The sequence below is a fragment of the Streptomyces sp. NBC_01335 genome, assembly GCF_035953295.1.
In the GTDB taxonomy this organism is placed as follows: domain Bacteria; phylum Actinomycetota; class Actinomycetes; order Streptomycetales; family Streptomycetaceae; genus Streptomyces.
The window spans coordinates 2,335,813-2,357,868 of the sequence record NZ_CP108370.1 but is presented as its reverse complement, the minus strand read 5'-3'; the positions used below and the strand labels follow the sequence as shown (position 1 = coordinate 2,357,868).

Genomic DNA, 22,056 nt, shown 5'->3' with positions numbered 1-22,056 from the left:
TCCGGCGGGGGAGCCCGGCACGACGGCGGCGACGTGGATGCCGTGGGCGGTGGCGGTGCCTACGCGATCCTGAAAAGCTCAACGGGCCCGGGCGATGCCGAAATCGATGACTCGCGGGCCGTCCGGTGTAGCAGTACGTCGGACGGCTTGACGTCCCGGTGCGCTATTCCGGCCTCGTGGACGGCCACGAGCGCCAGGGCCATCCGACGGGCCAGGACATGCGCGGAGGCAGGCGGCAACGGGCCGAAATCGCTGTCCACCATGTGTTGCAGCGTCGGACCGGGGACATATGCGGTAGCGATCCACGGAGGCGTCACCTCGGTGTCCGCGTCGAGCACCTGAGCCGTCCACGCGACACTGACCCGCTGAGCCGCACGAACCTCCCGGGCGAACCGGGCTTGGAAGGGGGCGGTGTCAGCGATCTCTGTGCGAATCGTCTTCACGACGGCCAGCCCCGCCGGTGGCCGGGGCATCGCGGTGTCGTCCCAGGTGCACGCGCCCCATCCCGCCGGCCCCGAGGCGAACCAGCAACCGGTAGGGCCCGAGATGTGTGGGGTCGTCCTGAGTGAGCGGCTGCATGAGTGGAGTCCTCGCCCCGAGCGTTGGTGTGGCTGATGATGCCATGCCAATAACAGGGCGATCAGGCGGCGCTCACGCAGCTCAGGAGACCCGCGTGGGCGGTGACCACCGGCTTGGAAGCGGCCGAAGACGGGAACCAGGGCGAGTCGTCCCCGGGTACGGCCCCACAGGCACAGGCACAGGCACAGGCACAGGCACAGGCAGGCACAGGCCACTGGCGCAGCCACACTGCTGGGCGCGGCTCGGAGGCTTTCGCCCGGATCGGGCGGACCGGACTCGCACCCCGGCTCCGTACTCCGCCGCACCCGGCGGGAGCGGCGGAGTACGGCAGGGTGCGTCAGCTCTGTGCGGTGTCGTCGCCCGTCTGCCCGGAGGTCCCGGTCGCGCCCTCGGCCGCGGCGGCCTTCTCGCGCATCTTGCGTACCAGCTCCGCCTTCTGGTCGGCGGCGCCCTGGCGGTCGAGGTTGCGGTGCGGGCCGTTGTTCTGCCGCTCGGTGCGGGACTGCCGCTTGCGCTGGCCGCCGCCCATGCCCACGGGGTTGTTGATGTTCTTGCTCACGGGTTCTCCCGGATGATGTGAAGTGATCTACGGATTCATCGGTGGGGGACGGGAGCGGCGACGTCGGAAAGGGACGTCAGCGGGACCCGTCACGCTCTCACTCGTAAATCGGTGTCTGGAAGAACATGGCCAAGACGTTACGCCATTCCCGCACGGCAGGCGTTACGCAGCCCTGAGGCCACCGGCGGCCGGCCGGCCGACCGTTGCGGTGCACGCGGTGACCAGGCGCTTCACGCCTGTTCCGGGGCGGCAGTACAGGCCCCGCGGTTGGCGGTGGGCTCAGGGGCAGCTGCAGGGGCGCCGGCGGGGGCGGGATGACGGGAGGAGATGAAGACGCCCATCAGTACGACGGCGCCCGCGACGATCTGCACCGGGGTGACGGACTGGCCCATCGCCAGCGAGGCCAGGACGGTGAAGACCGGGACGAGGTGGAAGAAGACCGCCGTGTCGGGCACGCCGAGGTGGCTGACCCCGTAGTTCCAGAAGATGTAGGCCAGCACGGTCGACAGGACGCCGACGAAGGCGAGCGACCACCAGACGCCCGCGGGCTGGGAGGTGAAGGTGTGCGCGTCGGGGAGCGGCCCGACCGCCGGCACCGTGAGCCACAGTCCGGCGCAGCCCATCAGGGTGGTGAGACCCGTGGTGAGGACGGGCTTGCCCCCCTTGAGGAAACGGCCGCCGATGACCGAGTAGGCGGCCAGGCAGAACGTCGCGCCGAGGCAGAGCAGGTCGCCGACGTCGGGGGCCTGGAGCCGCTGCACGGAGCCGGAGAGGATCAGTACGGCGACTCCGGCGAAACTGATGGAGGTGCCGATGCGGTGTCCCCGGCCGATGCGCTCGTGCAGGAAGGCCCGGGCGATGAGCGCCGTCAGGAGCGGGTTGGTGGCCTGGATGAGCGCGCCGTTGGTGGGGGTCGTGTGGCGCAGTCCCAGGAAGAGGAACAGGTTGAAGACGACCACGCCGATGCCCGCCATGGCGAGGAGCGGCTTCCACGCACGCTTCAGGGTGTCGAGCGCCTCACGGGCCCGGAAGCCCAGGACGACCAGGGTGAACACCGAGGCGAGCGAGTAGCGCAGCGCGGCCGCCAGGGCCGGCGACAGGTGGTCGACGGTGTAGCCGACCAGGTTGAACGTCGCGCCCCAGAACAGTGCCGTGAGAACCAGCAGGGACTGGATCACGCGCCGGTTCACGAGGCCACCGCCGACTGCCGGTCGGCGTCGGCGGCCGGTCGGCCCGCCATTCCCCAGCTCTCCGGGGCGACTTCGTGGATCCATACCTGGACGGCCTCGGGCGGTTTCCCGTACGCGTGGACGAACGCATCGGTGACGAGGGAGACGAGTTCACGCTTCCGCTCGGTCGGCCGGGGTCCTTGCTGGACGGTGACGACGGGCATGACGGGGCTCCCTGGACGAAGGGTGATGGTATGGCCGAGGCCCCGAACGGGGCTCTTCGATTCCAGCCGAGGAGAGCGCGAGGTCCAAGGCGCGTTCGGCGAAGGCAGCGATCAGTTTTCGTGATGGTGCGCGCGGTGAGGGGGCGCGCGGTGACGGGGGTCGCGGTGAAGGGACGCGCGGTGACGAGGCGCCCCACGCCGGGTGCCCCTGACCGGATCAGATGCCGCCCGTACGCCGCGTGCCGTCCGTGCTCTCCGTACCGTCCAGGGCGGTCAGTTCGGCGCACAGGCCCAGCAGCCGCCGCACGGCCGTTCCCGTGTCGTCCTCGCGGACGAGGACGGAGGTCTCCATCCACAGCCCGGAGCCCGACAGGGAGCGGAACGTGACGCGCGGGGTGTGCAACTGGCGGGCCTGGGAGGCGTAGACGACGGTCCAGGACGGCGCTCCGCTACCGATCGCGGCCGGCGTGTCGTGCAGCGAGCCGGGCGCGGCCGCGGTGACCGGCTCGAAGCCCGAGACGCGGCAGGCGGCGGTGACCAGGTCGACCAGCGCGGGATGGCTGCGCCGGCTGGTGAGGCGCAACGGGAGCGCGGCCAGCCGGATCAGGTCGAGCGTCGTCCCGTCCTCGGCCGCGGGGTGGGCCGCCGGCAGTGCCACGAGGACCTCGTCCCGCCACACCGGGACGGTGGTGAGCCCCTGGACGGGCAGGGCGGCCCGTACGAACGCGGCGTCCAGCCGCCCGGTGCACACGGCCTGGACGCGGGCCTGCACGGGCAGCGAGACCAACTCGGTGCGCACACCGGCCGCGTCCCGTGCCAGCGCGTCGAGGAGGAGATCGAGGCGGTGACCCATCCCCGAACTGGTGCCGAGCCGCAGCACGGTGCCGTCGGTTCCGACGGCGGCCACGGCGGCCCTGGCCTTCTCCTCGATCAGCAGCATCTCGCGGGCGTGGGCCAGCAGGACGAGCCCGCCGGGCGAGAGTCTCACCCGGCGGGCCGAACGGTCGAAGAGATCGCATCCGAGCTCGCGTTCCAGCCGCCGTATCTGCTGGCTCACGGCCGACTGGACGATGTGCAGCCGCTCGGCCGCCCGGCCGAAGTGCAGCTCCTCGGCGACCGTGAGGAAGTAGCGCAACTGGCGTAGCTCCAAAGGGAACCGCCGCTCCTCGCCGCCGCCCGGCCCTCGCATCCGATGTCGCCGGTCACTCTATCGGTGGCCACCGATAGCCACGCATCGTCGTCGGCGGAGCGAGGACACCCGTCCTGGCCTGCGAAACGCCGCCCGGTGCCGCTTTTAGACTGGCCCCGCAGATCGGCGCGGCTCCCGTCCCGCCCCTGGAGCGCGGGAGAGCGTCACTCGCACGAGGAGGAACCATGAGCGACGGCGCCCGCACCGTACTGGCCGGCCTGGACGGCATCCGGTCCGGCCTGGAGGACCTGTACAAGGACCTGCACGCCCACCCCGAGCTCGGCCTTCAGGAACACCGCACGGCCGGCAAGGTGGCCGGGGCGCTGCGCGAGGCCGGGTACGAGGTCGTCGAGGGGATCGGCGGGACCGGGGTCGTCGGCGTGCTGGCCAACGGCGAGGGGCCGGTCGTCATGGCCCGCGCCGACATGGACGCCCTCCCGGTCCAGGAGCGCACCGGTCTCCCGTACGCCTCCACCGCGACCGTGGCCGGCGAGGACGGCTCCGAGCAGCCCGTGATGCACGCCTGCGGGCACGACGTGCACATGACCGCGCTGATCGGCGGTGCGCGGCTGATGGCCGAGTCCCGGGAAGCCTGGCGGGGCACCTTCGTGGCGCTCTTCCAGCCCTCCGAGGAGAAGGGCGACGGGGCGGACGCCATGATCGCCGACGGTCTGACCTCGCGGGTGCCCCGCCCCGACGTGGTCCTCGCCCAGCACGTACTGGCCCATCCGGCGGGTTACGTGGGGACGCGCCCGGGACCGTTCCTGTCGGCCGCCGACAGCCTGCGCGTGACCGTGTACGGCCGGGGCGCGCACGGCTCGATGCCCCAGGCGTCGGTGGACCCCGTGGTGATGGCCGCGATGATCGTGGTGCGCCTGCAGACCGTCGTCTCCCGGGAGTTGGCGGCCACCACCCCGGCCGTCGTCACCGTGGGCAGCATCCACGCCGGGACCGGCCCCAACGTCATCCCGGACAGCGCGGTCATCCAGCTCAACGTCCGCACCTACGACGACGCTTCGCGCGCCCAGGTGCTGGGCGCGATCGAGCGGATCGTGCGGGCCGAGTGCCAGGCGTCCGGAGCTCCGGCACAGCCGCTGATCGAGAAGATCGCCGCCTTCCCGCCCACCGTCAACGACGAGGCCGTGACCGGGCGGGTCGCCGAGGCGTTCGCCGCCCACTTCGGTGAGGACGCGCACACCATCGAACTCCAGACGGCCAGCGAGGACCTGAGCCTGATCCCGGACGCGTACGGGGTGCCGTTCACCTACTGGGGCATCGGCGGCATCGACCCGGAGCTGTACGCCGAGGCCGCCGGGAACGGCACCGTCGCCCGTGACGTCCCGGTCAACCACAGCCCCTTCTTCGCCCCCGTCCTCCAGCCCACGCTGGACACCGGTGTCAGCGCCCTGACCGTCGCCGCCCTGGCCTGGCTCGGCGTCTGAGCCGTACCCGCGTCCGTCCGGCTTCTCAGGCGAGCCAGTCGGCGTAGCGGGTGGGGGCGAGGTGGGCGTTCCTGTCGGTGAGGACATCGCCCTTGACCGCGGCGAACATCCCGGCGGTGGGGTCGGTGACGACGGTACGGCCGTCGGCCGCGTGGGCCACCGTGATCCTGCCCAGCTCGTCCAGGGTGAAGACGTCCGGGCCGGCGATGTCGCGCACCCCGCCCAGCGGGGAGCCCGCGGCGACCTCGGCCACCGCCAGGGCCACGTCCGCGGCGGCGATCGGCTGGATCGGGGTGGCGGGCAGCCGCACGGTGCTGCCCTCGGTGGTCCAGGAGAGCACCGACTCGACGAACTCCATGAACTGGGTCGCCCGGACGATCGAGTACGGGATCGGCCCGGCCGCGAGGATGTCCTCCTGGAGCTTCTTGGCCCGGTAGTAGTCCAGCTCGGGGACCTGGTCCACGCCCACGATCGAGAGGATCACGAAGTGGCCGGCACCGCCCTCGGCGCCCGCCGCCAGGAGGTTGTCCATCGACTTCTGGAAGAAGGCCGGGGACGCCTCGTCGAAGGTGGGTGAGTTCGTCAGGTTGACGATGGCGTCGGCCTCCGCCACCGCCTCCGTGAGCCCGCGCCCGCTGATGACGTCGATGCCGGTGGACTGGGAGTGCGGAACCGCCTCGTGACCTGCGGCGTTCAGATCGTTGACGACCTGCGAGCCGATCAGCCCGGTACCGCCGATGACCGCGAACTTCATGGGTTGCCCTTCGCTCGGAGACGTATCCGAAATATGACATAGAGGGCATCGGTCGGCGTGGTCCGAGCATGGCGTCCGGGTGCATCCGGCGGTCCTCCTCCCCGGCCCGGCGGCTCCCGGGCGCTCCGGTCGGCCCGGGGTCCGCGCCCGGTGCCGCCGCGTCACGGTCCGACGAGAACCTCGGCGTCGTCCGCCGCGCCCGCCGGGGCCGCTTCGTCCGTCCCCACCCGCGCGAAGAAGCGCGCGGCCCGGTCGAGGGCGGCGTCGTCCTCCAGGACCTGGCCCGGCCGTGTGCCGTTGGCGAGCAGCACGCCGCCCCATCCCATGCGCAGGTAGTCGGCGGTGTTGCGCAGCGTGCCGATCAGCGGGTCGGCGAGGGAGGCGTCGGCCGAGGCGTACGCCGTGACGCCCCACATCGTCTTCTCCCGCATCTCCTCGGTGAACCTCGGGCCTGGGAAGCGCATCCAGCCCGACCAGTGGTCCAGGTACAGCTTCACCTCCGCCGAAACGCTGTACCAGTACAGCGGGCTGACGATGACGAGGTCCGTGGCCTCGCGCGTCGCCTGCCGGAGCATCCCGGCGTTCCCGTCCGGCTCCTCGTACAGACCCGTGCCCGTGTGCCGTACGTCCTCGAAGCGCGGCAGCGGGTGGTCGCTCAGCCGGATCCACCGCTGGGCCACGGACGCCGGAAGGGCCGAGGCGGCACGCCGGGCCAGCGCCTCGGAGTTGCCGTCCGGGCGCGAGCTGCCGAGGACGAAGAGGAAGGATCGGGCTGCGGGGGTGGTCATCGGGTCTTCCCATTTCGGTGGTGCCGGAACGCGACAGGTCCACCATGGTGCCCGCGGTTCCCCCCGGAGTGCCGATCGGGTACCGGGCACGGCGGAACGCGGGCCGGAGGACGGACCCCTTCCGGCACCGTCACGGGCCGGGCCGGATAGGCTGGCGGTCCATGGCAATGACTGCTTCGCTGTGGACCTTCGCCCTCGTCGTAGGGCTCCTCACTCTCACTCCGGGCCTCGACACCGCCCTGATCCTGCGCACCGCCGCCCTCGGCCGGCGCAGACGTGCCTGGGGCGTCGTCCTCGGCATACAGACCGGCACCCTGCTCTGGGGCGCCCTCACCTCCCTGGGCGTGACCGCGCTCCTCACCGCCTCCCACCTGGCCTACGAGGTGCTCCGCTGTGCGGGAGCCGCCTATCTGGTGTGGATGGGCGTACGGATGCTCCGCGACACCTTCAGGGGCCGCACGTCCCCGGCCGCCGACGAGCCGGAAGGCCCGCTGTCCGCCGGGGCGGACACCCTGGGCGGCGGCTGGCGCCAGGGAGCCCTGACCAATCTCCTCAACCCGAAGATGGGCGCGTTCTACGTCGCCGTCCTGCCCCAGTTCATCCCGCCCGGCGCCGACCACTTCACCGCGGGGCTCCTGCTGACGAGCGTGCACCTCGTCCTCGGGCTGGTCTGGTCGGCCGTGCTGATCGGCTGTGCCCGACTCCTGGGCGGCTGGCTCCGCAAGCCGCGCGCCCGCCGTCTGCTCGACCGGATCACCGGCACGGTGGTGGCCGGATTCGGCCTCCGCCTGGCGTTCGGCGAGTGACCGGGCGGCCGCGTGACCGGGCGTTCGACGAGTGACCGGGCGGTGCCGCCGACCGGGGCGGCCGGGCCGTCCGGGGCGGGTCCGGCCCGGCGCTCCCGCCCCCCAGGGGTACGTTCCGGCAGGTCGGGGGAGGGTCGCTATCATCCGGCGTGACCCAAAAGAGCAAACCGGATGTACACCGCACACGCATATTCGCCGATCTGACCCCGCTGCGCACGTCCCCCGACTACCGGCGGCTGTGGTTCGGCAACACCGTGTCCTGGATCGGGCAGGGGATGACCTCGCTCGCGGTGTCGCTCCAGGTGTACGACCTCACCGGGTCCGCCTTCTCCGTGGGGCTCATCGGCTTCTGCTCGCTCGTACCGCTGGTGGTCTTCGGCCTGTACGGCGGCGCCATCGCCGACACCATGGACCGGCGCAAGCTCGGGCTCGGCAGTTCCACAGGATCGTTCCTGCTCTCGGTGGCCCTGCTCGCCTCGGCCGTCGCGGGGGTGGAGCAGGTCGGGCTGCTGTACGCGATCGTCGCCCTCCAGGCCGTCTGCTTCGCGCTGAACTCCCCGGCCCGCAGCTCGATGATCCCCCGGCTGCTGCCGCCCGAGCAGCTTCCCGCGGCCAACGCGCTCTCCTCCCTCACCAGCACGACCGGCACCCTCGTCGGTCCCATGCTGGGCGGCGTGATCGTCGGATGGTGGGGCTACCGCGCCGCGTACACCGTGGACGCCATCACCTTCACCGCCTCCCTGTACGCCATGTGGCGCCTGCCCTCCATGCTCCCGGACCGGGGCACCAAGGCGGCGCCCGGCGAGGCCGCAGCCGATACGTCCGCACCCGGCGAGTCCGGCACCGGGACCGGCACCGAGCCCGAGTCCGGCACCGGGCCCGGTGGGGAGCGGCCGCGCGAGCGGGCCTCCGTGCTGGAGGGGCTGCGGTTCCTCGGCACCCGCCCCAACCTGCGGATGACCTTCTTCAGCGACCTCTGCGCGATGGTGCTCGCCAGCCCCAAGGCGCTCTTCCCCGTCGTCGCGATCGTCTGGTACCACGGCGACGCGCGCACCACCGGACTCCTCGTCGCGGCCCCCGCGTTCGGCGCTCTTCTCGGCGGAGTCTGTTCGGGCTGGCTCGGCCGGGTCAGACGGCACGGGCTCGCCGTCGTCTGCGCCGTCGCCTGCTGGGGCGCGGCGATCGCCGCCTTCGGCCTCACCCGCCAGCTCTGGCTCGGCATCGTGTTCCTGGCCCTGGCGGGCTGCGCCGACACCTTCTCGATGGTCTTCCGCGGCACCATGCTCCAGGCCGCCGTGCCGGACCGGATGCGCGGGCGGCTCCAGGGCGTCTTCATCGTCGTGGTCGCCGGAGGCCCCCGCCTCGGCGACTTCCTGGCCGGCTCCGTCTCCGACCTGGCCTCCCCGGGCGTCGCCGTCACCGGCGGCGGCCTCGCGTGCGTGGTCGCGGTACTGCTGCTGGCGCTGAAGTGGCGCGGCTTCCTCCACTACGACGCCCGCAACCCGCAGCCCTGAGCCACCGGGCCCTGCACCCGCCCGGCCCTGAACCCACCGGGCCCCGACCCCACCGGCCCCGGCCTGCCCGGGATGCGGGTGCGGGCTGTCCGTCATGCGGGACGCGCTTGTCGGGCGGGCGGCGGGCGGATCACCATGCCTCCATGGCCCCTTGCCCGGTTTCGCGACGCCCCGTGGTTCCGCCGCGCGTCCCGACCGCGCGCTGTCGGGCCGAACACTGTTGTCGTACGTACCGCTGACACGTCGTACGTACCGCTGACCGTCACGCCTCCCGCCGACGGCCGCCCGTACCGCTCGGCCGCGTACCGCGCACCCGCCGAGCAACCCGCCGTCGCTCCCGCTCCCACCGCTGCCGATCGGGGTCCGCCATGTCCGAGAGCTCTCTCCTGCTGCACTGGTTCCTGCCCACCGGCGGTGACGGCCGCGACCCCGGCGGGGTCACCGCCGTGCAGGGCCGTACCGGCTCCGCCACCCGCCGCCGCGCCGACGTCGGCTACCTCGCGCAGGTCGCCCGTGCCGCGGAGACCGCCGGGTTCCACTCGCTGCTGACGCCGGTCGGGCTGGGCTGCGTCGACCCGTGGATCCTCAGCGCCGCGCTCACCCAGCACACCGAGCGGATCGGCTTCCTCGTCGCCTTCCGCGCCGGATTCACCAGCCCGACGCTCCTCGCCCAACAGGCCGACGCCTTCCGTCGGTTCGCCGGTGGCCGGCTCTCCCTCAACGTGGTCACCGGCGGCGATCCGGCCGAACAGCTCGCCTACGGCGACGCGTTGCCGCACGACCAGCGGTACGCCCGGACCGACGAGGTGATGTCGGTGGTGCGGGACCTCCTCGACGGCAAGGAGGTCGACCACCACGGCGAACACCTGCGGATCGAGGGCGCCAAGCTCACCGACCCGGCCGTCCAGCACCGGGTTCCGCTCTACTTCGGCGGGGCGTCCCCCGCCGCCGAGGCGGTCGCCGCCCGCCGGGCCGACGTCCAGCTGCTCTGGGGCGAACCGCCCGCCGCCCTCGCCGGGCGCATCGCACGGCTGCGCGCGGTGGCGCCCGCGCTGCGGTACGGGATCCGGCTGCACGTCATCAGCCGGGACACCTCCGCCGAGGCCTGGTCCGAGGCCGACCGGATCCTCGCGGGCATCGACCCGGAGGCGGTCCGGGCGAGCCAGGAGCGGTTCGCGCGGATGGACTCCGTGGGCCAGGCCCGGATGACCGCCCTGCACGGCGGCAGCGCCGACGCCGCGAAGCTGGAGATCTCCCCGAACCTCTGGGCCGGCATCGGCCTGGTCCGTGAGGGGGCCGGCACCGCGCTGGTCGGCTCGCACGACGAGGTGGCCGCCCGGCTGGACGAGTACCGGCGCCTGGGCGTGGACGAGTTCGTGCTCTCCGGCTACCCCCACCTGGAGGAGGCGTTCCGCGTCGGCGAGGAGGTCGCCCCCCGGCTCCGCGCCCTGGCGGCGTCCTCCTGAGCCGAGGTGCCGCCTACAGGGCCCCCGGCTCCTCGCCCACGATGCTCCGGGCGATCCCCAGGGCCACCAGGTCCTGGGGCCGCAGGCCGAGCTGGTCGGCCGTCTCGTCGGCCAGCGACGGCGGGCGCTTGAGGATCGCCGCCGCCAACTCCGGTGCGATGACCGAGAAGTAGCTGTCCGCCGTGACATGGGTGCGGCCGGGGGCGGCGAGGGCGAGCGCGCCGCCCGAACCGCCCTCGCCGATCACCAGCGTGGTCACCGGCACCCGCGCCTCCGCGATCGCCGCGAAGGCGTCGGCGATCGCCGCGCCCGCCCCGGCCCGTTCGGCCGCCGCGTCGTTGGCGGCGCCCGGGGTGTCGATCAGGGTGAGTACGGGGATGGAGAGCCGGTCCGCGAGCCGCACGGTCCGGGCCGCCGCCCGGTACCCGGCCGGCCGGGTGGCGGTGCCGCACTGGGCGACGTACGCCACCGGCCGGTCCCCGTGCAGCCCGAACCCGCAGAGCGTCCCCGGGTCCGTGCCGCCCGCCCGGTCGCCGTGCAGGGCGAGCCGGTACGTGAAGTACGCGTCCAAGTACGCCTCCGCACGCGGCCGTTCGGGCGCCCGGGCCCGGGCCACCGCCTCCCGGCCGGTCGCGGGGAGCCGGGTGTGGGAGAGCGCCTGCGGCACCGGTGCGGGCCGTACGCCCGAGGCCCGCGCACCCGTCCCGGTGCCGCCCCTCAGCACCGCCAGCCACCGGCCCAGCGCCTCCGCCAACTCCGCCTGCTCCACCACCGCGTCGACCTGCCCCGCCGCCAACTGGCCCTCGGCGGTGTACGCGTACGGGTCCGCGTCCGGCGGGCGCACCCGCGAACCGGCGAACCCGACCTGCGCCCCCGGCAGCGCCAGCACCACGTCGGCGCCCGCACCCACGGTGGCCCAGCCACCGCCGGTCGTCGGGTCCCGCAGGACCGCGAGCTGCGGCAGCCCGGCCGCCCGCAGCTCCGCCGAGGCGCGGGCCACCCGCTGGAGCTGGGTGAGCGCGACCATGCCCTCCTGCATCCGGCTGCCGCCGGTGGCGACCAGGGAGACCAGCGGCAGCCGGAGTTCCCGGGCGAGGGTGTACGCGGCCGTCAGCCGGTCCCCGGTGCGGTGCCCCAACGAGCCGCCCAGGAAGCCGAATTCGAAGGCGAGCAGTACGCAGGACTGCCCGCCGACCAGGGCCGTGCCGTGCACGACCGACTCCGTCTCGCCGGTCCGCTCCGCGGCCTGGGCCCGCGCGGCGCCGTAACCGCTCCAGCCGAGCGGGCCGTCCGGTGCCCCCGCGCCGCCCGGGTGGTGCTCGTCGCCGGGGGCCGGGCGTTCGTCGAAGGTGCCGGCGACGACGGCGATCATCTCGCGCGCGGTCCGGCGCGCCGGCCGCTCAGCCACCGTGGCCCGGCCCGCTCGCGGGGTCCGCCGTCAGCGCCCGCTTCATGATCTTGCCCAGGTCGTTGCGCGGCAGGGCGTCGAGATGGCGGACGGTGCGCGGGCGCTTGTGCGGGGCGAGGAGCTTCGCCACGTGGTCCGCCAACTCGGCCGCGCCGGGCGGAGATCCGGGGTCGGACGGGACCACCCAGGCGACGATCCGCTCGCCGAGGTCCGGGTCCGGCTCGCCGGTGACCGCGGCCTCGCGCACCCCGGGGTGGTCGAGCAGGGCGTTCTCGATCTCGCCCGCCCCGATCTTGTAACCGCCGCTCTTGATCAGGTCGGTGGCCTTGCGCCCGACGATCCGCACGTACCCGTCGGGGTCCACCGTGGCCATGTCGCCGGTGCGGAACCAGCCGTCCCCGGTGAACGCCGCCGCCGTGGCGTCCGGCCGGTTGAGGTAGCCGCTGAAGAGGTTCGGGCCACGCACCTGGATCTCACCGATCGCCTCCGGGCCGTCCGCCGGGGAACCGTCCTCCTCCACCAGGCGGAGCTCCACCCCGGCGAGCGGCGGGCCGACCGTGCCGGGCCGGGGGACGCCGTCCGCGCGGATCCCGGTGTTCATCAGCGTCTCCGTCATGCCGTACCGCTCGATCACCCGCCGCCCGGTCGCGGCGTGGATGCGCTCGTGGTCGTGGACCGGCAGCGCGGCCGACCCCGAGACCAGCAGCCGGGCACCGGCCAGCGCTCCGGCCAGCTCGGCCGCGGCGGCCTCCCCCGCGGTATCCCCGGTGCCCCCGCCGGACCCGAGCACCTCGGCCAGGCGGTGGTACATGGTCGGCACGCCGAACAACATCGTGCCCCCGGAGCCGAGTTCACGCGTCACGCCCTCGGCGGAGAACCTCCCCAGGTGGCGTACCGAACCGCCCCGGCGTAGCGGCCCGAGCACCCCCAGCACCAGCCCGTGCACGTGGAAGAGCGGCAGGGCGTGGACGAGGACGTCGCCGCCGGTCCAGCCCCAGGCGTCCTCCAGCGCGTCCAGCGAGGCGGCGACCGCCCGGCGGGGCAGGACCGCGCCCTTGGGCGGCCCGGTGGTGCCGGAGGTGTAGACGACCAGCGCGGCGCTCTCGGAACCGGGCTCGACGGCGGCGGACGGGGGAGCGGGAGGCACATCGTCCCCGCCCACGAGGACGTCGATCCGGGGGAGCGCGGCGAGCACCGGCGGCAGCACGTCCCCCGGTCCGGCGAGCACGGCGGCCGGTGCGCTGTCGCCGACGATGTGCGCGAGTTCGCGCTCGCCGGTCTTCGGGTTGAGGGGGACGGCGGGCACGCCCGCGAGGAGCGCGGCCACCACGGCGACGACGGTCTCCGCGGACGGCGTCGCCCAGACGGCGACCCGGCCGCCCGCCCCGGTGACCCGGGGCCCGAGCGCGCCCGCGAGCGCGGACAACCGGGCGTACGAGAGGGAGAGTTCGCCGAACCGGACCGCCTCCCGGCCGTCCGTACCGGCCGACGGATGCTGGAGCGCGGGAAGGAGGGGCTCGGGCGGAAGGGGCGCGGGAGAAAGTTGCGTCACGCCGTCAGCGTAAGGGTTTGCGGGGAGGCAACACCTTGATTCCCCGCGAGCCCTCGAGGGATGGCTGCCCGGCGGCTCAGCCCGAGTCCCGCTTGATGTTCCGCATCCGCCCGTACGCGTACACGCAGCCCGCCAGCGCCAGGTCGGAGAGCAGCATGAAGCCGATCGAGTACGAGCCCTTGGCGCTGTAGATCGCGCCCATCACCAGCGGCGGCACGAACCCGCCGAGGCCGCCCATCGCGCCGACGATGCCGGTCACGCTGCCCACCTTCGGCTGCGGGGTCACCTGCGAGACCAGGGCGAAGACGCTGCCGCTCGCGGTGCCGAGCCCGGCCGCCATGGCGAGCAGCGCGATGGTGCCGACCGGGTTCAGCGACGGGTCGAAGGCCTGGACGATCGCCATCAGCGCGGCCAGCAGCAGCGCCGCCGCGGTGACCAGCGCCGGGTGCAGGTGGTCCGAGAGATAGCCGCCGACCGGCCGGAAGACGACGGTCACCAGCGCGAAGCCGGCCGCCTTGGTGCCCGCGTCGGTCGGGGACATGTCGTACCAGGTCTTGAGGTACGTCGGCAGGTACACCCCGAACGCCACGATGCCGCCGAAGCCGATCGCGTACAGCGCCGACAGCTCCCAGGTCACCCGCAGCCTGCCCGCCTCGGTGAGCCGGTGGACCAGCGTGTCGGCCGGCACGGGCCGGTCGGGGCGGTCGGTGATCAGTACGGCGGCCAGCAGCGCGTACACCACGAGCGCGCCCGCCACCACGAGGAACGGCAGGTCGTCGCTGTGCTTGGCGATGCGCGGGGTGAAGTACCCGGAGAGCGCCACCCCGCCCATGCCCATGCCGAAGACGCCGAGCGCGAGCCCCCGGTCGGAGGGCGGGAACCACGAGTTGACCAGCGGGATGCCGATGGCGAACGTGGTGCCGCCCAGCCCCAGCAGGAAGCCCACGGCCAGCATCGCCCCGTACGAGTCCTTCGCCGGGATCAGCAGCAGCACGGGCACGATGGTCAGCGCCGACACCGCGGGGAACATGAGCTTCGCGCCGTACTTGTCGGTCAGCGCGCCCACCGGGATGCGGCCGAGCGAGCCGACGATGACCGGCACGGCGACCAGGAAGGACTGCTGGAACGAGCTGAGCCCGAGCCGGTCCTTGAACTCGCCGGAGAGCGGCGAGACCAGGTTCCACGCCCAGAAGGTCAGCGCGAAGCCGATCGTCGCCACGACGAGATTGCGGTACGCGGCGGCGGAAGGCCTGGCCGCCGCCGGCGCGGCGGGCTGCTTGGGGGCTGCTGTCTTCACGGGCCCAGTCAAGACCGGCCGCCCGCCGGGAGCCCGTCGGACTGCTCCGACCGGGGCATACGGTGAGCGGGGCGGGTGCTCACCCCCGGTGCGCGCCCGTGTTCCCACGGTCGCCTCCGCAGTCGGTTTCGCCCGAATGCTGCGACAATCGCCGTATGGACCGGCTGGACAGAGAAATACTCGCCATCCTCCAGGAGGACGCCCGGATCTCCTACCGGGACCTGGGCGTACGCGTCGGGCTCAGCGCCAACGCGGCGGGCGACCGGGTACGCCGGATGCGCCGCGACGGCGTCATCCGCGGCTTCACGGTGATCGTGGACCCCGCCGCCGACACCCGCTCCGGACTCGTCGTCTTCATCGACGTCTCGCTGCGCCTGGACACCACCAACGAGGAGTTCGAACGCTCCGTGCTGATGCTGCCGGGCATCACCGAGGTGGTGCACCTCACCGGCGGCCACGACTACCTCGTACGCGCCACCGCCGCCGACCCCGGCGCCCTCGACTCCCTGCTGCGACGCCTCAAGCGGGACGCGGGCGTCGCCCACTCCGTCACCCGGATCGCGCTGCGGGCGGCCCCCACCCACCACTGACCGGCCACCGGCCACCCACCGGCCGGCCACGGACCGGGCCCGAGCGGGCGGGAGCTCAGATCGGCGCCTGCCAGGTGACCGGCGACCGCCGCTCACCCCGCTCGTCCTGCCCGTCGTCCGCGACCAGCAGCCGCACCGCCCGCCGCCCGTCCGGCAGCCGGACCGTCGCGTCCACCTCGACCTCGATCGCCGAGACGCCCGCCCGGCGGTGGGCGGCGGCGAGCGCACCCCGCAGGGCCGCCAGCAGCTGCCCGGCCGCCGGGTCGCCCACCAGCGCGTCCACCGGCCCCGCGAAGTGCACCGACGGCTGGAAGCCGAGCAGGGCCGAAGCGCCCGCCGTCTCCCGCAGCACCCGGCCCCGGAACGTCGTCGGGGCGTCGGCGGGCGGCTGCTGGAGGGCGAAGATCGTGGTCCGTACCTCCTGGATCGTGGAGTCGAGCTCGTCCACCGCCCGCACCAGCAGACCGTCCGCCTCCACCGCGTCGTCCGGGTCCCCGGACCACTCGGGGGCCTTCGTCGCCGCGACGGCCCTGCGGCGGGCCGACTCCAGCGTCATCTCCGTCGCGAAGAGCCGCTGGACCACGAGATCGTGCAGGTCACGGGCGATCCGGTCGCGGTCCTCGTAGACCGCCAGCTGCTCCCGGTCGTGCTGGGCGTCGGCCAGCACCAGGGCCACCGCCGCCTGCGAGGCGAACTGGGTCGCCAGCTGCCGGTCCGCCGAGGTGTACGGCCTGCCGCCCCGCAGCCGGGGCAGGGCGAGCGTCCCGATCAGCCGGCCGTCGCTCGCCAGCGGCAGCATCATGCTGGGCCCGAACCGGTGGCGCACCGACGTCGTCATCAGCGGGTCGGTCGCCGCGTCGTCCATGAACACCGGCTCCCCGCCCAGCAGATGGACGAGTACGGGGGAGCCGGGCGCGATCGAGGCACCCAGGATGCCCGCCGGGTCCTCCAGGGTCGACACGGTGACGATCTCCATGCCGCCGTCCTCGCGGGACTGGAGGATCACCCCGGCCGCCGCCTCCGCGAGCACCCGGGCCCCCTCGGCGACGGTCTGGAGCGCCTCGGCCCTGCTCGTCCCGGTGAGCAGCGCGGTGGTGACGGCCGCCGCCCCCTGCAGCCAGCGCTCCCGCTGGAGGGCCGACTCGTAGAGCCGCGCGTTGCTGATCGCGATGCCCGCCTGGGAGCCCAGCACCCGCAGCAGGGCGTCGTCGGCGTCGGTGAACGGCCGTCCGCCGCTCTTCTCGGCGAGATAGAGGTTGCCGAACACCTCGGTGTCGACCCGGACGGGCGTGCCGAGAAAGGTGTGCATGGCGGGGTGCCCGGGCGGTACGCCCACCGAGCGGGGGTCGCGGGTCACGTCGTCGGAGCGCAGCGGCCGGTGTTCGTGGATCAGCGCGCCCAGCACCCCCCGGCGGCCGTCCGGGAGCGCGCCGATGCGCCGGCGCTCCTCGTCGCCGAGGCCCGCCGTGTACAGCTCGGTGATCCGGCCGGACTCGGGGTCCAGCACCCCGAGCGCGCCGTAGCGGGCGTCGGTCAGCAGCGAGGCGGTGTCCACGATCTGCTGGAGCGTCGTGCCGAGCCCCAGATCGGTGCCGACGCTGAACACCGCCTCCAGCAGCTCCGGCAGCCGGGGGGCGTAGGCGTGCCCGCCGCCCTCGGAGGCGTCGGGACCGCCCGCCGCGCCGTGCGCGTCCTCGGGCCCGTCCGGTCCGCCGCCGTGCTCCCGCGCCATCCGCCTCGCCCCAGCCGCGCGGGGGTGGTCAGCCGGCGAGCGGGTTGAGGACCATCGGCGCGATCGTGCCGTCCAGCATCGCGCCGAGGCCGAGGATCGAGCAGGCCTCCGGCCGCTCGGCGATCGTCACCGGCATCCCGGTGGCGGTCCGCAGCAACTGGTCGAAGCCGGGCAGCAGGGCGCTGCCGCCGACCATCATGATGCCCCGGTCGGCGAGGTCGGCCACCAGATCGGGCGGGCAGTCCCGCAGGACCCTGCCGAGACCGTCCACCACCGCGGTGAGCGGGGTGTGGATCGCCTGCCGCACGGCGGCCGTGTCCACCTGTACGGAACGGGCCAGCCCGGTCGCCACGTCGCGGCCGTGGATCTCGGTCACGTCCGGCCCCTGCGAGGTCAGCCCGTTGCCGCTGAGGGCCAGTTGCAGGGGGCGTACGGACTGGCTCGGCAGCATCAGCTCGTGGTGCTGGCGCAGGTGCTGGATCACCGCGTCGTCGATGGTGTTCCCGCCGATGGGGATGCGTACGGCGGTGACGATCGAGCCCAGCGAGAGCACCGCGATCTGGGTGGTGGCCGCACCGCACACCATGATCATGGTGGCGGTCGGCTGCTCGACCGGGAGCCCGCAGCCGACGGCTGCCGCGATCAGGGTGTCCACCAGCTCCACCCGGCGGGCGCCGAGCCCGACCAGAGTCTCCACGGTCGCACGCTGGGCCAGCGGGTCGCTGTCGTGCGGGGTGCAGGCGGCGGCCCGCAGCCGGGGCTTGCGGCGCAGCTGGCGGCGGAGCTTCTCGCCGATCAGGTGACGCAGCATGCGCTGGGCCATCTCGATGTCCACCACGGTGCCGCCCGACACGGGCCGGGCCACCCGGATGTAGGCGGGGGTGCGGCCGGTCATCTGCTCGGCGAGCGCGCCCACCGCGATGAGCGATCCGGTGCGGGTGTTGACGGCCACGACGCTCGGTTCGTCGACGACGAGCCCGAGCCCCTTCACGTACACGCGGGTGCTCGCGGCCCCCAGGTCGACGGCGACGTGGCAACGGCGCAACTGCTCAAGGCTGACGGTCACGGCAGGTTCTCCCGAGAGCTGGTGGGGTCCCGGCGGCAGCCGGCTCTCCTTCGCATCGTGGGCGGAGCGGGGGCCGGGCGCGCGCTGAGGTACGCCGGACGGGCCTGCGGGAACAGCGGGGCTCGGAACCGCCGGGGGCCGGGCGGCAGCCGCCGGCCCGGGTCGGCCCGGGGCGTACGTCTGCCGGGCCCGCAGCCGCTGGACCCGGCCGGCTCAGAGCGCCCGGGGGCCGGGCAGCAGGCGCTGGAAGAGGCCCCAGGTGAACTCGGCGACGTGACCGGTGCCGGTCGCCGGGTCCGTGAAGGCCAGCGCCCAGCGGGTCGGCGCGCTGCCCTCCATCGGGCGGACCGGCGCGAAGGCCCGCGCCACCTCGTCCACCGTGCAGGACCACGGGGTGAGGTCGGCCGCGCCGCGCAGCTCGGGGCCCGGGGCGCCGGGCGCGCGGACCAGCCAGGCGTTCCACACCGCTCCGCCGGGTGCGGCCATCACCTCGAACCGCAGGTCGGGCCAGAGCGGCAGCGCCCACGTCAGGGCGTCGCACTCCAGGTCGCCGACGGTGCGCCGGACGGACCGCTCGGGCTCGCCGAGCACGGAGCGGTACCGCCGCAGCACGCCCCGGCCGCCCGGTCCGCGCACCATGGCCTGCCAGCGGCGGTTCGCCTCGCGCGCCTCGGCGAGCGTCGCGCTCAGCTCGTGCCGGGCCTCCTCGGCCAGGTCCGGCTGGTGATCGGCCATCCGGCGGAGCAGGACGAGCTGGAACTGGAGCGGTCCGAAGGGGGCGGCGGCGGTCATGGGGTCCATCCTGCCCGCCCGCCGTTACCGGTGCTCAGCCGTTGCCGGTGCTCAGCCCCCGAGGTCCCCGAGGCCTCCGAGGTCCCCGTCCGGCCCGGCCCCGATCATCCGGCGCAGCAGGTCCCGCAGCACCGTGCGCTCCGCGTCCGACAGGCCGGCCAGCGGCTCGCGGGCGAAGTCCAGCGTCTCGCGGAGCCGGAGCGCGGTCAGGCGGCCCCGCTCGGTCGGGGCGGCGAGCTTCACCCGCCGGTCGTGCGGGTCCGGACGACGTTCGACCAGGTCACGTGCCTCCAGCCGGTCCACGATGCCGGTCACGTTCGAGGGCTCGCACTTCAGCTTCTGGGCGATCCGGCGCATGGGCATCGGCTCGATGGACAGCAGACGCAGGACCCGGGCCTGGGCGCCGGTGAGCGAGAAGGAGGCGGCGGCCCGGTCGTACTCCTCGTAGTAGCGCGCCACGACAGTGCCGATCAGCTCGACGACTTCGAGGGTCAGAGGATCTGTGCGCGGGGTGGTCATGACACACAGGATACCCAGATACTTGACAAGGTGAAATATCCAGGAGCATGGTTGTTTCATGTGGTGAAGCTTTTCCACGCCGTACGCCCCACCGGGTACGGACCCCCACACCCGACACCGAGGAGAACCCGAGCCCATGTCTGCAGCACTTCCCGCCTCCAGCCGCGAATGGCACCTCGTCGCCCGCCCGCACGGCTGGCCGAAGCCCGAGGACTTCGCGCTGCGTGAGGCGCCGGTGGCCGCTCCTGCCGAGGGCCACGTCCTCGTCCGCAACCTCTACTTCTCGGTCGACCCGTACATGCGCGGCCGGATGAACGACGTCAAGTCGTACACCCCGCCCTTCCAGCTCGACCAGCCGATGGACGGCGGCGCGGTGGGCGAGGTCATCGCCTCGAACGCCGAGGGCATCGCCGTCGGCGACCACGTCCTGCACGGCCTCGGCTGGCGCGAGTACGCCGAGGTCCCCGCGAAGCGCGTGGCGAAGGTCGACCCGGACGTCGCCCCGCTCTCCGCCTACCTCGGCGTGCTCGGCATGACCGGCCTCACCGCCTACGCCGGACTCTTCGAGGTCGCCTCCTTCAAGGAGGGCGACGCGGTCTTCGTCTCCGGCGCCGCCGGAGCCGTGGGCAGCCAGGTCGGCCAGATGGCCCGGCTCAAGGGCGCCTCCCGGGTGATCGGTTCGGCCGGCTCCGACGAGAAGGTCAAGCTCCTGGTCGAGGAGTACGGCTTCGACGCGGCGTTCAACTACAAGAACGGCCCGGTCCGCGACCAGCTCCGCGAGGCCGCCCCGGACGGCATCGACGTCTACTTCGACAACGTCGGCGGCGAGCACCTGGAAGCCGCGCTCTCGTCGTTCAACGTGCACGGCCGCGCCGCCATCTGCGGCATGATCGCCCAGTACAACAGCACCGAGCCGACCCCGGCCCCGCGCAACCTCGCGCTCGTCATCGGCAAGCGGCTGCGCCTGGAGGGTCTGCTCGTCGGCGACCACACCGCGCTCCGGCCCACGTTCGTCGAAGAGGCCGCCGGCTGGCTGGCCTCGGGCGAGCTGAAGTACCGCGAGACCACCGTCGAGGGCATCGAGAACGGCTTCGACGCCTTCGACGGCCTGATGCGCGGCGAGAACACCGGGAAGATGATCGTCTCCCTCGTCTGACCGTCTCCCCGTCGGACCGCCACCCGGGTCCGACCGCGCTTCTTGTCCGACCGCACGGCATTCGGCCACCAGCAGGAGGAACCCCGCATGAGCATCCCGAACATAACCGTCGCCTACACCGCCGTCGCCACCGCCGAGAACGGCCGTGACGGCCGGGTGTACTCCGACGACGGCAACCTCGACGTCGTCGTCAACCCGCCGAAGGCGATGGGCGGCAGCGGCAACGGCACCAACCCCGAGCAGCTCTTCGCCGCCGGCTACAGCGCCTGCTTCCAGAGCGCCCTCGGTGTCGTCGCCCGGCAGAAGAAGATCAGCATCGCCGGGTCCACCGTGACCGCGTCGGTCGGCATCGGCCAGGCGGACACCGGCGGCTTCGGCCTGGAGGTCGCGCTCACCGTCTCCATCCCGGACGTCGACACGGAGACCGCGCGCGAGCTCGTCGAGCAGGCCCACCAGGTCTGCCCGTACTCCAACGCCACGCGCGGCAACATCAAGGTCGACCTGATCGTCGCCTGATCCCGCCGCTCGCCACGGCAAACGCCGCACCCGCACCCCCCGGACACCCCATGGGACCGTCCGGGGGGTGCGCACGTACCCTGGCGCCATGAGTGATCTCGCGGCCGGATTCGGCTACTTGATGAAGGGCCAGCGCTGGGTCGGCCGGCACGGCCGCTGGTTCGGCTTCGGGCTGCTGCCGGGACTGATCACCCTCGTCCTGTACGCGGGCGCGCTCGTCGGACTCGCCTACGGCGCCGACGACTTCGTCGGCTGGTCCACCCCGTTCGCCGACGACTGGTCGTCGCCCTGGCTCGGACTGCTGCGCAACACGCTGACCGTCCTGGTCTTCGCCTTCGGCCTGTTCCTGGCGGTCATCACCTTCACCGCCGTCACCCTCCTGGTCGGCCAGCCGTTCTACGAGTCGCTCTCCGAGGAGGTCGACCGCAGCGAAGGCGGCGAGGTCCCCGAGTCCGGGCTCCCGTTCTGGCGCGAACTCTGGATCTCCGCCCGCGACTCCGTCCGCATCCTGGTGCGGGTCTCCCTCTACGGCATCGCCCTCTTCGCCCTCGGCTTCATCCCGGTGGCCGGACAGACCGTCGTCCCCGCCCTCGGGTTCTGCGTCTCCGGCTACTTCCTCGCCGAGGAACTCACCTCCGTGGCCCTCCAGCGCCGGGGCCGCGACCTGCGCTCCCGTCTCGCCCTGCTGCGCGGCCGGCGGATGCTGGTCCTCGGCTTCGGCGTCCCGCTGACGCTCGCCTTCCTCATCCCGGTCGTCGCCATATTCCTGATGCCGGGCGCGGTGGCCGGCGCGACCCTGCTCGTCCGCGACCTCGTCGACGCCGAGGACGCCCCCCAGGCGCAACCCTCCCCGGTCACCTCGCTGGTGAAGGCCGAGGACGACTGAGCCGAGGGGGCCGGGAGCCCGCCGGACGCGCGGGGGCGCCCGTCCTGGTACG

Annotated in this window: 22 protein-coding genes; 8 read left to right on the top strand and 14 right to left on the bottom strand. The window is 73.5% G+C overall.

What is annotated here, in order from left to right:
* Window positions 1-59: 59 nt before the first annotated feature.
* The 5 genes from OG599_RS10070 to OG599_RS10050 form a co-directional block, all read right to left on the bottom strand.
* The gene (locus OG599_RS10070) at window positions 60-473 is read right to left on the bottom strand and encodes a protein kinase domain-containing protein (RefSeq protein ID WP_327175628.1); all 414 of its coding nucleotides are present in this window, start codon (window positions 471-473) and stop codon (window positions 60-62) included.
* A 443-nt stretch (window positions 474-916) separates the two neighbouring features.
* Window positions 917-1,138 carry a DUF6243 family protein gene (locus tag OG599_RS10065; protein ID WP_327175627.1) on the bottom strand — a complete coding sequence of 74 codons (222 nt, stop codon included), beginning with the start codon at window positions 1,136-1,138 and terminating at the stop codon, window positions 917-919.
* A 230-nt stretch (window positions 1,139-1,368) separates the two neighbouring features.
* Window positions 1,369-2,328, bottom strand: coding sequence for a DMT family transporter (locus tag OG599_RS10060; RefSeq protein ID WP_327175626.1), 960 nt, complete (start codon window positions 2,326-2,328; stop codon window positions 1,369-1,371).
* Entirely contained in the window at window positions 2,325-2,531 is a 207-nt protein-coding gene (locus OG599_RS10055) for a tautomerase family protein (protein WP_327175625.1), read from the bottom strand. Before OG599_RS10055 ends, OG599_RS10060 begins: the two co-directional genes overlap by 4 nt.
* A 217-nt stretch (window positions 2,532-2,748) precedes the next feature.
* Window positions 2,749-3,681, bottom strand: coding sequence for a LysR family transcriptional regulator (locus OG599_RS10050; RefSeq protein ID WP_327175624.1), 933 nt, complete (start codon window positions 3,679-3,681; stop codon window positions 2,749-2,751).
* A 224-nt stretch (window positions 3,682-3,905) separates the two neighbouring features.
* Between OG599_RS10050 and OG599_RS10045 the strand changes: the two genes are divergently transcribed.
* Window positions 3,906-5,162, top strand: coding sequence for an amidohydrolase (locus OG599_RS10045; protein WP_327175623.1), 1,257 nt, complete (start codon window positions 3,906-3,908; stop codon window positions 5,160-5,162).
* Window positions 5,163-5,187: 25 nt separating this feature from the next.
* On the opposite strand, the gene OG599_RS10040 is transcribed toward OG599_RS10045, so the two are convergent.
* Window positions 5,188-5,916, bottom strand: coding sequence for an SDR family oxidoreductase (locus OG599_RS10040; protein WP_327175622.1), 729 nt, complete (start codon window positions 5,914-5,916; stop codon window positions 5,188-5,190).
* A gap of 161 nt (window positions 5,917-6,077) precedes the next feature.
* Window positions 6,078-6,704: a flavodoxin family protein gene (locus tag OG599_RS10035; RefSeq protein WP_327175621.1), complete on the bottom strand. Its 627-nt coding sequence runs from the start codon at window positions 6,702-6,704 to the stop codon at window positions 6,078-6,080.
* 161 nt (window positions 6,705-6,865) lie between these two features.
* Here OG599_RS10035 and OG599_RS10030 point away from each other — a divergent pair, with 161 nt between their 5' ends.
* The 3 genes from OG599_RS10030 to OG599_RS10020 all read left to right on the top strand — a co-directional run bounded on the left by OG599_RS10030 (window position 6,866) and on the right by OG599_RS10020 (window position 10,490).
* Window positions 6,866-7,510 (top strand): LysE family translocator, encoded by a 645-nt coding sequence (locus tag OG599_RS10030; protein ID WP_327175620.1) that lies wholly within the window; start codon window positions 6,866-6,868, stop codon window positions 7,508-7,510.
* Window positions 7,511-7,659: 149 nt separating this feature from the next.
* Complete coding sequence (locus OG599_RS10025) at window positions 7,660-9,024, top strand: MFS transporter (protein WP_327175619.1); 1,365 nt, start codon at window positions 7,660-7,662, stop codon at window positions 9,022-9,024.
* Between the two features lie 368 nt (window positions 9,025-9,392).
* A complete protein-coding gene (locus tag OG599_RS10020) occupies window positions 9,393-10,490 on the top strand; it encodes an LLM class flavin-dependent oxidoreductase (RefSeq protein ID WP_327175618.1) in 1,098 nt (365 codons plus the stop codon).
* A 13-nt stretch (window positions 10,491-10,503) separates the two neighbouring features.
* Here the strand turns inward: OG599_RS10020 and OG599_RS10015 are convergent, their stop codons facing one another.
* The 3 genes from OG599_RS10015 to OG599_RS10005 form a co-directional block, all read right to left on the bottom strand.
* Entirely contained in the window at window positions 10,504-11,862 is a 1,359-nt protein-coding gene (locus OG599_RS10015) for a carboxyl transferase domain-containing protein (protein WP_327179985.1), read from the bottom strand.
* Window positions 11,863-11,890: 28 nt separating this feature from the next.
* The gene (locus OG599_RS10010; RefSeq protein WP_327175617.1) at window positions 11,891-13,450 is read right to left on the bottom strand and encodes an acyl-CoA synthetase; all 1,560 of its coding nucleotides are present in this window, start codon (window positions 13,448-13,450) and stop codon (window positions 11,891-11,893) included.
* A gap of 76 nt (window positions 13,451-13,526) precedes the next feature.
* On the bottom strand, window positions 13,527-14,747 hold the full coding sequence (locus OG599_RS10005) for a nitrate/nitrite transporter (RefSeq protein ID WP_327175616.1): 1,221 nt from the start codon (window positions 14,745-14,747) through the stop codon (window positions 13,527-13,529).
* Window positions 14,748-14,902: 155 nt separating this feature from the next.
* Here OG599_RS10005 and OG599_RS10000 point away from each other — a divergent pair, with 155 nt between their 5' ends.
* On the top strand, window positions 14,903-15,337 hold the full coding sequence (locus OG599_RS10000; RefSeq protein ID WP_327175615.1) for an Lrp/AsnC family transcriptional regulator: 435 nt from the start codon (window positions 14,903-14,905) through the stop codon (window positions 15,335-15,337).
* A 55-nt stretch (window positions 15,338-15,392) separates the two neighbouring features.
* Here OG599_RS10000 and OG599_RS09995 read toward each other — a convergent pair whose 3' ends face one another.
* The 4 genes from OG599_RS09995 to OG599_RS09980 all read right to left on the bottom strand — a co-directional run bounded on the left by OG599_RS09995 (window position 15,393) and on the right by OG599_RS09980 (window position 19,446).
* Window positions 15,393-17,069, bottom strand: a complete 1,677-nt coding sequence (locus tag OG599_RS09995; protein WP_327175614.1) for a GAF domain-containing protein — start codon at window positions 17,067-17,069, stop codon at window positions 15,393-15,395.
* Window positions 17,070-17,097: 28 nt separating this feature from the next.
* On the bottom strand, window positions 17,098-18,135 hold the full coding sequence (locus OG599_RS09990; RefSeq protein WP_327175613.1) for a rod shape-determining protein: 1,038 nt from the start codon (window positions 18,133-18,135) through the stop codon (window positions 17,098-17,100).
* Window positions 18,136-18,348: 213 nt separating this feature from the next.
* Window positions 18,349-18,927: a hypothetical protein gene (locus OG599_RS09985; protein ID WP_327175612.1), complete on the bottom strand. Its 579-nt coding sequence runs from the start codon at window positions 18,925-18,927 to the stop codon at window positions 18,349-18,351.
* A gap of 51 nt (window positions 18,928-18,978) precedes the next feature.
* On the bottom strand, window positions 18,979-19,446 hold the full coding sequence (locus OG599_RS09980; protein WP_327175611.1) for a MarR family winged helix-turn-helix transcriptional regulator: 468 nt from the start codon (window positions 19,444-19,446) through the stop codon (window positions 18,979-18,981).
* A 136-nt stretch (window positions 19,447-19,582) separates the two neighbouring features.
* Here OG599_RS09980 and OG599_RS09975 point away from each other — a divergent pair, with 136 nt between their 5' ends.
* The 3 genes from OG599_RS09975 (at window position 19,583) to OG599_RS09965 (ending at window position 22,004) form a co-directional block, all read left to right on the top strand.
* Window positions 19,583-20,602, top strand: coding sequence for an NADP-dependent oxidoreductase (locus tag OG599_RS09975; protein WP_327175609.1), 1,020 nt, complete (start codon window positions 19,583-19,585; stop codon window positions 20,600-20,602).
* 87 nt (window positions 20,603-20,689) lie between these two features.
* Window positions 20,690-21,118: an organic hydroperoxide resistance protein gene (locus OG599_RS09970; protein ID WP_327175608.1), complete on the top strand. Its 429-nt coding sequence runs from the start codon at window positions 20,690-20,692 to the stop codon at window positions 21,116-21,118.
* A gap of 88 nt (window positions 21,119-21,206) precedes the next feature.
* Window positions 21,207-22,004 carry an EI24 domain-containing protein gene (locus OG599_RS09965; protein ID WP_327175607.1) on the top strand — a complete coding sequence of 266 codons (798 nt, stop codon included), beginning with the start codon at window positions 21,207-21,209 and terminating at the stop codon, window positions 22,002-22,004.
* Window positions 22,005-22,056: the final 52 nt, after the last annotated feature.